The sequence below is a fragment of the Terrimesophilobacter mesophilus genome (assembly GCF_014200375.1).
In the GTDB taxonomy this organism is placed as follows: domain Bacteria; phylum Actinomycetota; class Actinomycetes; order Actinomycetales; family Microbacteriaceae; genus Terrimesophilobacter; species Terrimesophilobacter mesophilus.
Genome location: NZ_JACHBP010000001.1, coordinates 1,781,081 through 1,795,445 on the forward strand (window position 1 = coordinate 1,781,081; position 14,365 = coordinate 1,795,445).

The window sequence follows — 14,365 nt, forward strand, 5'->3', positions numbered from 1 at the left end:
TGGCGGGAGGTCAGGAACCCATCAACTGGCTGATCCAGTCGAAGCGGATGATGGTGCCGATCGCGACGAAGGCGAGAACGTTGAGGGCGACTGTGAACCAGAAGTACCGCGCGAACCTCTCCTTCTTCGTCTTGTGGCGGAACAGGTTCTGGGCGACGATGCCGCCCGGCCAGCCGCCGACGAGACCGAGCAGGTGGAGCTGCTCCTCCGGCACGCGCCAGGTTCCGGCGATCGCCGCCCTCTTGTCCTGCCAGTACAGGGCGAAGGAGATGATGCTCACGCCGCCGTAGATCGCGAAGACCCAGGCCGGCATGCCCCAGAATTCCACCTCGAGGACCATGATGACGAGGAAGCAGGCGACGGCCAGGTAGCCGATGATCTGCGTGCCGATGCGCCCCGCGGCCGGCGCGTGGGACCACTTCTCGCCGACCTCGACGACGTGCAGCGCCCGCAGCTGACCCTCGCGGTTGAGGAACGGCTCATACGTGACGGTCATGCCATCGTGCGGCCTCTGCCCGGCGCCCTGGAACTCCCTCATGTGCAGGAAGAGATCCGGCCCGCCCCCGTCCGGAGCGATGAAGCCGAACCCGCGTTCGTCGTGCCAGTTCGTCACGACGCCGCTGTGCCGCGTCGTCACAATCCGACCCACTCCGAACGGCCATCAGTGAAGTACTGGCGTTTCCAGATCGGCACGGTCGACTTGATGCGTTCGACGAGCAGTTCACAGGCGTCGAACGCCTCGCGTCGATGGGCTGCGGATGCCGCGGCGGCCAGGGCGACGTCCCCGATCTCGAGGTGGCCGATCCGGTGGATGGCAGCGACCGTGAGACCCGTCTCCTCCGACACCGACCGGCAGCACTCCGCGAGGATGCGCTCGGCATCCGGATGCGCACGGTAGTCCAGGGATTGGATATCCTGCCCTTCGTCGTGGTTTCGCACGACGCCGTGGAAGACCACGACGGCTCCACTGTGCGGCGCCCCGACCGCTTTCTGAACGGCACGCACGTCGATCTCATCGCTCGTGATGATGGCGAGGAGGTCCTGCGCTGTTCTCGAGTGCATGGTCAGTAGCGAACCAGAGCGGGGGAGACGGTGGCGGAGTACGAGTCGATCCCACCGACGAGATGGGAGGCGTTGTGGAATCCGGATTCGCGGAGGAATGCGAGGGCGCTCGCCGAACGCACCCCGGTATGGCAGTACAGCACCACGGGAATGTCGCGGCGGATCTCGTCGATTCTGTGCACCAGCGTGCCGAGTGGAATGAGCTCCGAGGGTTCGATCGCCGCGATCGCCCTCTCGTACGGCTCGCGGATGTCGATGAGCTGGATCGGGTCGCCGTCGGCCAGGAGGTCGGCGAGTCGCCGCGCGTCGATTTCGAAGCCGGGATCGAAGCCCGGCTCGAAGTTCGGTTCGAGGTCGGAGCCGACCGCTGACTTCTCGTCGCCGCGCACGGGCTCCGACGAGATCCCGCAGAACGCCTCGTAGTCGATGAGCTCGGTGATGGGCGAGCTGTCCGGGTCGGCCGCGAAGTCGATCTCCCTGAATCGCCCGGAGAGCGCGTCGTACGTCGTCACCGTGCCGAGGAGCGGCCGGCCGATGCCCGTAATGAGCTTGATCGCCTCGGCGCCCATGATGGCCCCGACGACCGCGCAGACGCTCGGCAGCACGCCGCCCTCGGAGCAGGAGGGGATGGTACCGGGGGCGGGAGGCGTGGGGAACAGGTCCCGGTAGGTCGGCCCGTGCCCCGCCCACGCGACGCCGACCTGGCCGTGGTACTGGAGGATCGCGCCCCACACGAGAGGCTTCCCGGTGAGCGCTGCGGCATCGTTGGCGAGGTACCGCGTCGGGAAGTTGTCGCTGCCGTCGAGCAGCACGTCGTAGTCGGCGAGGATGTCCAGGATGTTGCTGGAATCCACGCGCACGTCGTGGCGGATTATCGTGGTCGCGGGGTCGATCCCGGCCACCGTGTCGGCGATCGAGTCCAGCTTGCTCCTGCCGATGTCGGCGACGCCGTGCACGATCTGGCGGTGCAGGTTCGACAGCTCCACGACATCCGTGTCGATGACGCCGATCGTTCCCACGCCGGCCGAGGCGAGGTAGGGGACGGATGCGCTGCCGAGCCCTCCTGCGCCGATGACGAGCACCCTGGCGTTCGCGAGCCTGCGCTGGGCGACGTCGTCGAATCCCGGCAGCGCGAGTTGTCGGCTGTAGCGCGCGAGTCTCTCCGGCGCCAGACGGGCGCCCGGTTCGACGAGGGGGACCGGTGAACTCACGCTGACCTCCCTCATGTCGTCGGCGGAGGTTCGTCGACTGGCTGAGACCATTCTATTCGGCGGCAGCGAGCCCGGTTGCCGTGACGATCGCGTCCGAGACCGCAGTGGCGGGGTCGCTCCCTCCGGCGGCCGCGCGTCCGGCGGCATAGCCCACGAGGAAGGTCGTGACGGGCGCGGCAGGGCGCACGACGGAGCGTGCGGCGTCTCCGGCCAGATCGAGCACGCGGTCGATGTCGAACTCGAGGTCGTTCAACTCCAGCGCCTGGCGGAGCTTGTCCGCCCAGGCGTCGAGGGCAGTACGTTCGTCGTCATTCATGGGTATCCCTTCGTCGGAGGTGGAGTGGTACGGTCATCGGTTGGTCGGCGGCAGTGCGCTGAGTCGTGCAGCATCGGCCCACGAGTCGACATCGGAGGTGGTGCCGGCCGGCACGATGACGGGCCTGAGGTCGAGGTCCTCGATGAGTTCGAACACGCGCATCGAGTCGAGCGGCCCTGCTGCCCTCCGTCGTGCGACGGCCTCGGCGATGGCATGGGTACGGTAGCACGCTGCGAGCGGCTGTTCGCGATCGCCGGAGTCGACGGCGATGACTCCGTCCGCATCCGGATGCGCAGCGAGCGCCTGCTCGAGCGCTCCGACCGCGAGGTGAACCTGCGGCATGTCGCACGCGAGCACGAGTGTCGCCTCACTGGGTTCCGCCACGTCGCCCGCCCTGCCCGTCGGGCTCAGGAAGCCTTCGCGAAGTGCATCCAGTCCAGCTGCGATCGCGGCGACCGGCCCGGAGTAGGGTGGATCCTCCCGTGCCAGGAGCACGCTATCCGGAAGCGGCCGGCCGGGCTGCGGCCCGACTACCACGATGTGGCGGGCGCCCTCGATCGCCGCGATCGTCCGCTCCAGAAGCGTGACACCATCGACCGTGAATTCCGACTTGGGGACGGAATCCAGCCGCGCAGAACGTCCTCCGGACAGGACGATCGCGTCGATCAGCACGGGCTCGGCCCCGAGGCGGTGTCAGGCCGCCAGCAGCTGCCGCAGCACGTACTGCAGGATTCCGCCGTGCCGGTAGTACTCCGCCTCAGCCGGGGTGTCGATGCGTACGGCAGCCTCGAATTCGCGCGAAGTGCCGGCGTCGGCATCCGGTGTCACCGTCACCGTGACGCGAGCCGGAGCGGCGGTCGCCCCCTCCAGGCCCGAGATCGAGTAGGTCTCCTCGCCGGTGAGGCCGAGGCTCTCGGCGGTGTCGCCGGGCAGGAACTGCAGCGGCAGTACCCCCATCCCGATGAGATTCGAGCGGTGGATGCGCTCGAAGCTGGTCGCGAGCACCGCCTTCACTCCGAGCAGCAGCGTGCCCTTCGCCGCCCAGTCGCGGGAGGAGCCCGACCCGTACTCCGCTCCGGCGATCACGAGCAGCGGCACACCGTCGTCCAGGTACCGGCGAGAGGCGTCGAAGATGCTCGACTGCTCCCCATCGGGGAAGTGCCGCGTGAATCCGCCCTCGACCCCGGGCACGAGCTGGTTGCGCAGTCGGATGTTCGCGAAGGTTCCGCGGATCATGACCTCGTGGTTGCCGCGCCGCGACCCGTACGAGTTGAAGTCCTTCGGCACGACCCCCTGCTCCTGAAGCCACGTCCCGGCCGGCGAGTCGCGCTTGATGCTGCCGGCAGGAGAGATGTGGTCCGTCGTCACGGAGTCGCCGAGGAGCGCGAGCACGCGGGCGCCCCGGATGTCGCTGAGAGGCTCAGGGTCCCGCGGCATGCCGTCGAAGTACGGGGGCTGTCGCACGTAGGTCGAGGTGTTGTCCCACGCGAACATGTCCGCGTCGGGGATCTCAAGCCCCTGCCAGTTCTGGTCTCCGTCGAAGACGTTCGCGTAGCCCTTCGAGAACATGTCGGCCTCGACGACCTCGCCGACGACGGCCTGGACTTCCGCGACGCTCGGCCAGATGTCGCGCAGGTAGACGTCCTGACCGTCCTTGCCGACGCCGAGGGAGTCGGTCTGCAGATCGGTGTTCATCGTGCCGGCGAGCGCGTAGGCGATCACGAGCGGCGGGGAGGCGAGGAAGTTCATCTGCGTCTGCGGGTGGATGCGGCCCTCGAAATTGCGGTTGCCGGAGAGCACAGCGGACACGTTGAGGTGGTGGTCGTCGACCGCCGTCTGGATCTCCGGGATGAGCGGCCCCGAGTTGCCGATGCAGGTCGTGCAGCCGTATCCGACGAGGTCGAAGCCGAGCTGGTTGAGGTACGGGGTGAGCCCGGCCTTCTCGTAGTAGTCGGTGACGACACGGGAGCCGGGGGCGAGGGAGGTCTTGACCCACGGCTTGGAACTGAGGCCCAGCTCGACCGCCTTCTTCGCCATGAGGCCGGCGCCGATCATGACCTCGGGGTTCGAGGTGTTCGTGCAGGAGGTGATCGCCGCGATGACGACGTGGCCGTTGTCGATCGTCGTCTCACTGTCGCCGACTGTGACCGTGACCGGATCGGAGAGCCACGGGATCTCCTTCTGTTTGACCGTCCGGTCGATGGGCAGCGCGCTGCGGCCGACATCGCCGAGCGCGATCGGATCGCTCGCGGGGAAGGATTCGGCGCTCGCCTCGTCGAGACCGACGAGATCCTCTGGCGCCTGTGATCCTTCGGTGAGAATCGCGCTCACGACCTTGCGCGCCTTGCGCAGCGGGATGCGGTCCTGCGGGCGCTTCGGCCCCGCAATGGACGCCTCGACGCCTGCCAGGTCGAGTTCGAGCACGAGGGAGTAGTCGGCCTCGTGGTCCGGATCGTGCCAGAGCCCCTGCTCCTTCGCATAGGCCTCGACGAGAGCGACCTGGCTCTCCGGACGACCGGTGAGGCGCAGGTAGGAGAGCGTCTCGTCGTCGATCGGGAAGATCGCGCACGTCGATCCGTACTCCGGACTCATGTTGCCGAGGGTCGCACGGTTGGCGAGCGGGATCGCCGCGACCCCGGGGCCGAAGAACTCGACGAACTTGCCGACGACGCCGGTCTTGCGCAGCAGCTCGGCGACGGTGAGCACGAGGTCGGTCGCGGTCGTCCCCTCGGTCAGCGAACCGGTGAGCTTGACGCCGACGACCGGCGGAACGAGCATGCTCATCGGCTGGCCGAGCATGGCCGCCTCGGCCTCGATACCGCCGACACCCCAGCCGAGCACGCCGAGGCCGTTGACCATCGGAGTATGGGAGTCGGTGCCGACAAGGGTGTCGCAGTAGGCCTGGTTCGTGCCTCCACGCTCGCGCGTGAACACGACGCGGGAGAGGTACTCGAGGTTGACCTGGTGGCAGATGCCGGTGTCCGGCGGCACGACGAGGAAGTCGTCGAAGGCCTGCTGCGCCCAGCGCAGCAGCTGGTAGCGCTCCTGGTTGCGCTGGAACTCGAGGTCGGCGTTGATGCGGAACGCCTTCGGAGTGCCGAACGCATCCGCGATGACCGAGTGGTCGATCACGAGCTCGGAGGGGATGAGGGGGTTGATCTTCTGCGGGTCGCCGTCGAAGGCGGCCATGGCATCTCGCATCGCGACGAGGTCGACGACGCAGGGAACGCCGGTGAAGTCCTGCAGGAGTACGCGTGCGGGGGTGTACTGGATCTCGGCACCGTGGTCCGCTGCGGGATCCCACTCGGCCACTGCGCGCACCTGGTCGGCCGTGACGAGCGTGCCGTCCTCATTGCGCAGCAGGTTCTCGAGCAGCACTTTGAGGCTGTAGGGGAGGCGTTCGTATCCCGGTACGGCATCCAGTCGGAAGATCTCGTATGTCGTGCCGCCGACCGTCAAGTCCGCGCGCGCACCGAAGCTGTTCATGAGTCACTCCTCCGCCGGACCGCCGGAGATGCGCTCACCTTCGGCGGTGATTCTTCTCCCATCGTCCGCTGTTGTCTCCGAGGTGTCAACGTGAGGTGCCTTCGTGAACAAGTCGGACGTCCTAGTAATAGGCTGGAAGAGAAGCGGTCTAGGGAAAGCGAGGCCCGAATGGCGGACACACGACGTCCGGCAGGCGCCAGGAGGACCGCGAAGCAGGGTGGCGACTCCGCCGAGACGCTTCGCGGGTACTACGAGCAGATGGTGCTCGTGCGCGAGTTCGAACTGCGGGCCAGCGAAATGTACGCACGCGCGAAGATCGGCGGTTACTGCCACCTCAACCTCGGGGAGGAGGCCACAGTCGTCGGTCTTCTGGCCGCGCTTCGCGACACCGACTACCTCTTCACGACCTACCGCGACCACGGGTACGCGCTCGTGCGCGGCATGGAGCCCGGAGCGGTCATGGCCGAGCTGTTCGGGAAGACGACGGGTGTCGTGGGCGGCCGCGGCGGCTCGATGCACATGTTCGACGCAGACCTCCGGATGCTCGGGGGCTACGGAATCGTCGGCGGCCAGATCCCCCCGGCGACGGGGGCCGCCTTCGCGATCGACTATCGCAGCAAGGCGGGCAAGAACGCCGAAGCGGTCATGTGCCTCATGGGGGACGCCACCACCAACATCGGCGCGTTCCACGAGTCGCTCAACCTCGCCGGCCTCTGGAAGCTCCCCATCGTCTACGTCATCGTCAACAACCGGCTCGGTATGGGCACGCCGGTCGAGCTCGCCTCCGCGGAGCCGGACCTCTACAAGCGCGGCTCCGCCTACCGCATCCCAGGGGTCCGCGTCGACGGCGACGATCCCGTGGCCGTGCGGGATGCCGCGATCGCCGCGCTCGACAAGGCTCGGGCCGACCGTCAGCCGAGCATCCTCGAGACCATGAGCTTCCGCCTCAAAGGGCACTCGGTCGTCGATCCAGCGCGGTACCGCTCGAAGGAGGACAACGAGGAGGCCCAGGCCAATGATCCGGTGCCGGCCTTCCGCAACCGTCTCCTGAAGGCGGGCGCGCTCGACGAGAAGACGGCAGACGGCATCCACGACGCGATCGAGAAGCGGGTGACGGATGCCGTGGACTTCGCGGACGCGAGTCCGGATCCCTCCCCCTCCGAGCTGTTCGACGCCGTGTACGCGACGCCGGTCGCGAACGAGTCCCGTGCGTACCCCGGCGATCCGGTCACGACCGTGGAGTCGGTGGCGTCATGACCGAGCTGACCTACCGCCAGGCGCTCAACGACACCCTGCGCGCAGAGCTCACGCGAGATGAGAACGTGTACCTCATCGGCGAGGAGATCGGCGTCTTCGAGGGCTCGTACAAGATCACCGCCGGCCTGCTGAAGGAGTTCGGCCCCAAGCGCGTCGTCGACACCCCGATCTCCGAGGAGGGGTTCACCGGGGTCGCGATCGGCTCCGCCATGCTGGGCCTTCGCCCCGTCGTCGAGATCATGACGCTCAACTTCTCACTCATCGCGATCGACCAGATCGTCAACCACGCCGCCAAGATGTACGGGATGTTCGGCGGACGCGTGAAAGTGCCCCTGGTCATCCGCACTCCTGGCGGAGGCGGCCAGCAGCTCGCCGCGACGCACTCGCAGAACCTCGAGGTCTGGTACGCGCACATCCCCGGGCTCAAGGTCGTCGCCCCCTCGAACCCGGCCGACGCGAAGGCGTTGCTCACGGCCGCGATTCGCGACGACGACCCCGTGCTGTTCCTGGAGAACCTGGGCCTCTACAACACGAAGGGCGACGTTCCGGATGGCGAACAGGTCGCCGAGATCGGTCGCGCAGCGATCGCGCGGGAGGGTACGGACCTCACGGTCGTCAGCTACTCGCGCGGCGTCGTGACCGCTCTCGAGGTCGCTGAGCAGCTCGCAGGGGAGGGGATCTCCATCGAGGTCGTCGACCTGAGGAGCCTGCGTCCTCTCGACCGAGTGACGTTCTGCGAGTCCGTGAAGAAGACGAGCCGCGCCGTCGTCTTCGAGGACGACATGTTGAGCTACGGCGTCGGAGCCGAGATCTCGGCGACGATCGGTGAGGCCGTCTTCGACTGGCTCGACGCCCCCGTGCGCCGCGTCGCCGCCGCCGAGGTGCCGCTCCCATACGCGAAGCCGCTCGAACTCGCAGCGATGCCGGATGCCGCTGCGCTCACGAAGGTCATCCGTGAGACGCTCGCGGCGAGCGGTTACCGGAAGTAGGAGGCTGCCATGTCCGAGGTTGTGATGCCCCGCCTGTCCGACACGATGGAGGAGGGCGAGCTCTCCAAGTGGCTCAAGAATGTCGGGGACACGGTCGCCAAGGGCGATGTCCTCGCTGAGATCGAGACCGACAAGGCGACCATGGACCTCGAGGCCTTCGAGGCGGGCGTGCTCGAGCAGCAGCTCGTGGAGGCCGGCGCCGTCGTGCCGATCGGAACCCCGGTTGCGGTCATCGGCGACGGGAGCGGTTCGGCGGCGAAGCCCGCTCCGGCGCCCGCCGCCGAGGAAACCGCCGGGGCATCCGCTGACGCGCCTGCTGAGGCACCTGCAGGGGTTCCCGCCGAGAAGCCGTCGGCTGAGGAGCCGGCCGCCTCACCTGCTGAGGAGCCGTCGAGGACGGCGTCGGCTAGCCGGTCATCCGAGCAGGCCGAGCAGTCATCGGCTTCGTCGGCCGGCAAGCCGAGGACCTCCCCCCTCGCACGCAAGATCGCGAAGGAACACGGCATCGACCTCGCGACCCTGACGGGCTCCGGCACGCAGGGCCGCATCGTCCGCGCGGATGTCGAGGCCGCCATTTCGGCGGGCACGGGCAGCTTGGCAGCGCCGACGCCGTCGGCTGTCGCCCCGGCTCCCGCACCGCTCGGCGCCGACCAGCAGCGTGCGGACGTGCGCGTCCCCGCCAACCGCCTCAGGTCGGTTGCGGCGAAGCGGCTCACGCAGAGCCAGGCCGTGCCGCACTTCTTCCTCACGAGCGTCGTGGATGTCGAGAAGCTCCTCGCGTTCCGCGGCCAGGTCAATGAGGCGCTCGCCTCCCAGAACCTCAAGGCGAGCATCAACGATGTCATCGTGCGCGCGGTCGCTGTCGCGCTCCGACAGCATCCGGAGGCGAACGCGTCCTGGGTCGACGATGCAGACGGTCAGGCCGTCGTGCAGCACGGTCGCGTGAACGTCGGGATCGCGGTCGCGACGGAGGCCGGACTGCTCGTGCCGGTCATCCGGGATGCCGACCGCAAATCACTGGGGCAGATCGCCACCGAGACCGTCGCGCTCGCCGAGAAGGCGCGCGACGGAAAGCTCTCCCTCGACGAGATGACCGGCGGAACGTTCAGCGTGTCGAACCTCGGCATGTTCGGAATCGACCAGTTCACCGCCGTCATCAATCCTCCCGAGGCTGCGATTCTCGCGGTGGGTGCTGCAAGCCCCGTCCCCGCGCTGCGCGACGGGGTGCTCGTCGATGTTCCGAAGCTCAAGATCACACTCACCATCGACCATCGCGTCATGGACGGCGCGGTCGCGGCGGGCTTCCTGCGCGACCTCGTCGGCATCCTCGAGCAGCCGTTGCGGATGCTCCTCTAGCCGGAAACGGACATCGGTCGGCCGCGGCGCATCGTCGGCCGGGCGGAATTTTCACCGAGTTCCGCGGTGACACCGTCACGGGTGCCCGCGTAGCCTACGAATATGGCAACGGCGAAGACGACCGACGCGAAGCAGAGCAACCTCATGGCCGGCCGAAGCCGACTCGGAACCGCGGTTCGCAAACTGCCTCCCGGCGCCTTCGCCTTCGTGATGGCCACGGGCATCGTCGGAGCGGCGTTCTCACTGGTGGGTCAGGGCGCCATCACCGTCGCCCTGCTCGTCATCGCCGTCGTGAGCCTCGTCGCACTCCTGATCGCCCTGGTGTGGAGGGTGGCGCGCCACTGGGACCTCGTCTATGCCGACGCTCGCAACCCGGCGATCGCGTTCGGATTCGCGACCATCGTCGCCGCGCTCAACGTCGTCGGCGCGCTCTTCTTCTCGATCGAGCCGGCGGTGACCATCGTCCTCCTGTGCATCAGCGTCCCGTTCTGGCTCGTCCTGACCTACGGGATCGCCGCAGCGATGATGCTGGGCCCGCAGGATGGCGCCCCCGCGCTCAAAGCGAACGGGAGCTGGTTCATCTGGGTCGTCGCGACACAGTCGATCTCGGTCGTGACCGGCATCATCGACCACGGGCTCGAGGTCAACATCCTCGGCGTCGTCGCCGTCGGGATGTGGAGCATTGGCGTGGTCCTGTACATCGTGCTCACCGTGATCATCACGCTGAGACTCATGACGACTACGCAGGATGCGTTCGGCATCCGCCCCACCTACTGGGTGTACATGGGTGCGACGGCCATCACGGTGTACTCGGGCTGGTCGATCCTGAGCCTGCTCGCGGACCTGCCCATCATCAAGGCCACGCACGACTTCGTGTCCGGATTCACCTTCATGCTCTGGGCCTTCGGCGTCTGGTGGATTCCGCTGCTCGTCATCTTCGGGCTGTGGCGCCACGCGGTGAAGCGCTACCCGGTGCAATACGAGTCCGAGCTGTGGAGCATGGTCTTCCCGCTCGGGATGTTCTCGGTCGCGAGCATCCACCTGGGACGGCTTCTCGGCCTGCCGATCGTGCACGACCTGGGGATCATCTGCACCTGGATTGCCGGCGTGATGTGGGTCGCGGTGACCGCCCTCATGCTGAAATCGGCGGCCCGCAGGGATGTCCTGGGTGCGACGACGACCGAGAGGATCGCGCAGCATCGCTAGCACGGCGCGTCCCGGTTAGACTTGTCGCGGCTCCCCGTGTGGCGCCATCCAGGCCAACTCCCCCAGGACGGAAACGTAGCAAGGGTAACCGGGCTCTGGCGGGTGCGCGGGGAGTCCTCGCCTTAAGCTGGGTGGGTGGCTCGCTCCATCTACATCACCTCGGCCGAGGGCAACACCGGAAAGTCGACGGTCGCCCTCGGCCTGCTCGACACCCTGACTCGGTCGATCGAACGCGTGGGCGTGTTCCGGCCCGTCTCGCGCTCGACCACCCAGCGGGACTACGTCCTCGAGCTGCTGCTCGACCATGACGGTGTCGACCTCGACTACGACCTGTGCGTCGGGGTGAGCTACGAGGACGTACACAACGATCCGGATGCCGCGCTCGCCACGATCGTGCAGCGATACAAGGCCGTCGAGGAGCTGTGCGATGCGGTCGTCATCGTCGGCTCGGACTACACCGATGTCGGCAGTCCGACGGAGCTCGGGTTCAATGCGCGCATCGCGGCCAACCTCGGGGCCCCCGTGGTCCTCGTGCTCGGCGGCCGCGTCGGGGAGCGGTCTGAGCCACGCAGTGCCGACGCGCTCCGCCAGCTCGCCGAAGTGTCGACGGCCGAACTCCGCCACGAACACGCGACGCTCCTCGCCATCATCGCGAATCGCGCGGACCCGGATGCGCAGCCCGCCATCCGCACGGCGATCGAGTCGACGAACGCCGACATTCCGGTCTGGACTATTCCCGAGAATCCGGTGCTTGTCGCACCGACCATGCGATCGATCATGGAGGCGACGGAGGGCACGCTGCTGAAGGGCGACCCCGAGCTGCTGAGTCGCGAGTCGCTCGGCGTCGTCGTCGCGGCGATGGGCATGAACAACGTCCTGCCGAGACTCATCGAGGGCTCTGTCGTCGTCGTCCCCGCCGACCGCACCGAGGTGCTGCTCGCCGTCCTCATGGCGAACGAGTCCGGCACATTCCCGTCCGTCGCGGGCATCGTCCTCAACGGAGGGTTCGAACTACCGGAACCGATCGACCGGCTCATCGAGGGGATTCGCCCGACGCTGCCCATCATCCGCACCGAGCTGGGAAGCTACGATACCGCGGTCCGAATCACGCAGATCCGACCCAGGCTCGCTGCCGACTCGCAGCGGAAACTCGACACGGCGCGAGCCATGTTCGAGGAGAGCGTCGACGCGGCTCGGCTTCTCGCGCTGCTGGACGTGGAACGGAGCCCCGTCGTCACGCCGCTCATGTTCGAGTACGGGCTCGTCGAACGTGCCCGCTCCGTGCGTCGCCACATCGTGCTCCCCGAGGGCGGAGACGACCGCATCCTCAGGGCGACGGCGACGGTGCTGAGCCGCGGGATCGCCGACATCACGATTCTCGGCGAGGAGATCGAGGTGCGGTCGCGGGCCATCGGGCTGGGGCTCGATATCCAGAAGGCGGCCGTGCTGAGCTCCTTCGACGACGTGCTGCGCATCAAGTTCTCGGAGGAGTACCACCGGTTGCGCGAACACAAGGGCGTCACGCTCGACCGGGCACGCGACACCGTCACGGACCCCTCCTACTTCGGAACGCTCATGGTGCAGCTCGGGATGGCGGATGGGATGGTGTCCGGCGCCGCGCACACGACCGCCCAGACCGTGCGGCCGGCGTTCGAGATCATCAAGACGAAGGAGGGGGTCTCGGTCGTCTCGAGCGTGTTCCTCATGGCACTCGCCGACCGCGTGCTCGTCTATGGCGACTGCGCGGTCATCCCTGACCCGACCGCCGAGCAGCTCGCCGACATCGCCGTCTCCGCCTCTGAGACGGCGCAGCAGTTCGGCATCGAGCCGCGCATCGCGATGCTCTCCTACTCGACCGGAGAGTCCGGGGCAGGGGCGGATGTCGACAAGGTCCGCGAGGCGACCGCGATGGTGCGCGAACGGCTGGCCGGCATCCCCGTCGACGGTCCGATCCAGTACGACGCCGCAGCGGATGCCGCAGTCGCCAGGGCGAAGCTGCCCGATTCGGAGGTGGCCGGCCGCGCCACCGTGTTCATCTTCCCGGATCTCAACACCGGCAACAACACCTACAAGGCGGTTCAGCGCAGCGCGGGAGCCGTCGCCATCGGACCCATCATGCAGGGGCTTCGGCTTCCCGTGAACGACCTGTCTCGCGGCGCGACAGTGCAGGACATCGTCAACACGATCGCCATCACCGCCATCCAGGCGCAGGCCGCGCGCGCATGAGCCGCGTTCTCGTCGTCAACTCGGGGTCGTCGTCGCTCAAGTACCAGCTCATCGAGCTCGACGGCGAGCAGGTGCTGGCGTCGGGCCTCGTCGAGCGTATTGGTGAGGGTGGGGGTTCGTCAGTGGGCGACGGTTTGGAGTCTCCGCCCATAGACGCCCGCCACACCCGAGACTCCAAACCATCGCCCACCGACTCGACAGTCGCATCCGTCGCCGACGACTTCCGCAATTCCGTACCGGACCACGAGGCCGCATTCCAGGTCATGCTCACGGGGCTACAGGAGCAGGGCATCGACCTCGACGAGCCACTCGCCGCCGTCGGGCACCGGGTGGTGCACGGCGGTGCGAGATTCCTCGAACCGACGGTCGTCACCGACGAGGTCAAACGGGAGATCGATGAACTCTCAGTGCTCGCCCCGCTGCACAATCCGCCGAACCTGGCCGGCATCGTCGCCGCCGAGGCGACGTTTCCCGGAGTGCCCCAGGTCGCCGTGTTCGACACCGCCTTCCACCGGACGCTCCCGCCGGTCGCCCGCACCTACGCGATCGATGCCGACCTCGCAGAGCGGTACGGCATCCGACGTTTCGGATTCCACGGCATCTCCTTCGAGTACGTCTCCGGCGAGGCTGCGCGCTTCCTCGGTCGCTCGCTCGCCGACCTCAAGCTCATCGTGTTCCACCTCGGCAATGGCGCATCGGTGACCGCGGTTGACGGCGGCCGGTCGGTCGAGACCTCGATGGGGCTGACACCGCTCGAGGGGCTCATGATGGGCACGCGCGGCGGTGACATCGACCCCGGGGTGCTCCTCCACCTGCAGCGAGAGGGCGGCCTGACCGCGGATGCGGTCGACACGCTCCTGAATCATGGAAGCGGGCTGCTGGGCCTCGGCGGGTTCGGCGACATCCGGGACGTGCAGAAGGCTGCAGCCGCAGGCGACGCGCACGCAGCGCTCGCCTTCGAGGTGTACCAGCACCGCATCCGTGGTTACGTCGGGTCGTACCTGGCGCAGCTCGGGCGGGCGGATGCCATCGTCTTCACCGCGGGTGTGGGTGAGAACAACGCCTCGGTCCGGGCAGGATCGCTCGCCGGGCTCGAGGGGCTCGGCATCCGCATCGACGCGGCGCTCAACGAGTCGGAGTCGCGCGCAGCTCGTGCGATCTCCTCTGACGATTCCGCGATCGCCGTACTCGTGATTCCGACGAACGAGGAACTCGAGATCGCCCGTCAGGCGCTTGCGGTCGTGACGGGTCCCTGA

At 67.7% G+C, this 14,365-nt stretch carries 12 protein-coding genes and 1 other RNA gene; 7 read left to right on the top strand and 6 right to left on the bottom strand.

The features are described 5' to 3' along the window. Window positions 1-10 precede the first annotated feature (10 nt). Genes BKA04_RS12305 through acnA form a run of 6 tightly spaced genes read right to left on the bottom strand, consistent with a single transcriptional unit; the run spans window position 11 to window position 6,075 of the window. Window positions 11-637, bottom strand: a complete 627-nt coding sequence (locus BKA04_RS12305) for a cold shock and DUF1294 domain-containing protein (RefSeq protein WP_167309713.1) — start codon at window positions 635-637, stop codon at window positions 11-13. Then, window positions 634-1,062 (bottom strand): molybdenum cofactor biosynthesis protein MoaE, encoded by a 429-nt coding sequence (locus tag BKA04_RS08860; RefSeq protein ID WP_104096084.1) that lies wholly within the window; start codon window positions 1,060-1,062, stop codon window positions 634-636. The genes BKA04_RS12305 and BKA04_RS08860 overlap by 4 nt, the downstream gene beginning before the upstream one ends. Window positions 1,063-1,064: 2 nt before the next feature. Next, on the bottom strand, window positions 1,065-2,288 hold the full coding sequence (locus tag BKA04_RS08865) for a ThiF family adenylyltransferase (protein ID WP_104096719.1): 1,224 nt from the start codon (window positions 2,286-2,288) through the stop codon (window positions 1,065-1,067). Between the two features lie 37 nt (window positions 2,289-2,325). After that, entirely contained in the window at window positions 2,326-2,589 is a 264-nt protein-coding gene (locus BKA04_RS08870) for a DUF6457 domain-containing protein (RefSeq protein ID WP_104096085.1), read from the bottom strand. A 33-nt stretch (window positions 2,590-2,622) separates the two neighbouring features. Then, entirely contained in the window at window positions 2,623-3,261 is a 639-nt protein-coding gene (mobA, locus tag BKA04_RS08875; RefSeq protein ID WP_104096086.1) for a molybdenum cofactor guanylyltransferase, read from the bottom strand. 21 nt (window positions 3,262-3,282) lie between these two features. Beyond that, entirely contained in the window at window positions 3,283-6,075 is a 2,793-nt protein-coding gene (gene acnA, locus BKA04_RS08880; RefSeq protein WP_104096087.1) for an aconitate hydratase AcnA, read from the bottom strand. Window positions 6,076-6,243: 168 nt separating this feature from the next. Here acnA and pdhA point away from each other — a divergent pair, with 168 nt between their 5' ends. From pdhA to BKA04_RS08915, 7 genes are all read left to right on the top strand, one after another. Further along, complete coding sequence (pdhA, locus tag BKA04_RS08885; protein ID WP_104096088.1) at window positions 6,244-7,332, top strand: pyruvate dehydrogenase (acetyl-transferring) E1 component subunit alpha; 1,089 nt, start codon at window positions 6,244-6,246, stop codon at window positions 7,330-7,332. Continuing rightward, on the top strand, window positions 7,329-8,321 hold the full coding sequence (locus BKA04_RS08890; protein WP_104096089.1) for an alpha-ketoacid dehydrogenase subunit beta: 993 nt from the start codon (window positions 7,329-7,331) through the stop codon (window positions 8,319-8,321). Before pdhA ends, BKA04_RS08890 begins: the two co-directional genes overlap by 4 nt. 9 nt (window positions 8,322-8,330) lie before the next feature. Further along, window positions 8,331-9,677 carry a dihydrolipoamide acetyltransferase family protein gene (locus BKA04_RS08895; protein ID WP_104096090.1) on the top strand — a complete coding sequence of 449 codons (1,347 nt, stop codon included), beginning with the start codon at window positions 8,331-8,333 and terminating at the stop codon, window positions 9,675-9,677. Between the two features lie 102 nt (window positions 9,678-9,779). After that, entirely contained in the window at window positions 9,780-10,883 is a 1,104-nt protein-coding gene (locus tag BKA04_RS08900) for a tellurite resistance/C4-dicarboxylate transporter family protein (RefSeq protein WP_104096091.1), read from the top strand. Between the two features lie 25 nt (window positions 10,884-10,908). Further along, an RNA gene (ffs, locus tag BKA04_RS08905) (signal recognition particle sRNA small type) lies at window positions 10,909-11,005 on the top strand. A 13-nt stretch (window positions 11,006-11,018) separates the two neighbouring features. Further along, window positions 11,019-13,109 (top strand): phosphate acetyltransferase, encoded by a 2,091-nt coding sequence (gene pta, locus BKA04_RS08910; RefSeq protein WP_104096092.1) that lies wholly within the window; start codon window positions 11,019-11,021, stop codon window positions 13,107-13,109. After that, window positions 13,106-14,365, top strand: a complete 1,260-nt coding sequence (locus tag BKA04_RS08915) for an acetate/propionate family kinase (RefSeq protein WP_104096093.1) — start codon at window positions 13,106-13,108, stop codon at window positions 14,363-14,365. Before pta ends, BKA04_RS08915 begins: the two co-directional genes overlap by 4 nt.

Coding starts and splice junctions, on each gene's coding strand:
- BKA04_RS08895 (WP_104096090.1), top strand. CDS start 8,331: ATGTCCGAGGTTGTGATGCCCCGCCTGTCCGACACGATGGAGGAGGGC.
- BKA04_RS08870 (WP_104096085.1), bottom strand. CDS start 2,589: ATGAATGACGACGAACGTACTGCCCTCGACGCCTGGGCGGACAAGCTC.
- BKA04_RS08860 (WP_104096084.1), bottom strand. CDS start 1,062: ATGCACTCGAGAACAGCGCAGGACCTCCTCGCCATCATCACGAGCGAT.
- BKA04_RS08865 (WP_104096719.1), bottom strand. CDS start 2,288: ATGAGGGAGGTCAGCGTGAGTTCACCGGTCCCCCTCGTCGAACCGGGC.
- BKA04_RS08915 (WP_104096093.1), top strand. CDS start 13,106: ATGAGCCGCGTTCTCGTCGTCAACTCGGGGTCGTCGTCGCTCAAGTAC.
- pdhA (WP_104096088.1), top strand. CDS start 6,244: ATGGCGGACACACGACGTCCGGCAGGCGCCAGGAGGACCGCGAAGCAG.
- acnA (WP_104096087.1), bottom strand. CDS start 6,075: ATGAACAGCTTCGGTGCGCGCGCGGACTTGACGGTCGGCGGCACGACA.
- BKA04_RS08900 (WP_104096091.1), top strand. CDS start 9,780: ATGGCAACGGCGAAGACGACCGACGCGAAGCAGAGCAACCTCATGGCC.
- BKA04_RS08890 (WP_104096089.1), top strand. CDS start 7,329: ATGACCGAGCTGACCTACCGCCAGGCGCTCAACGACACCCTGCGCGCA.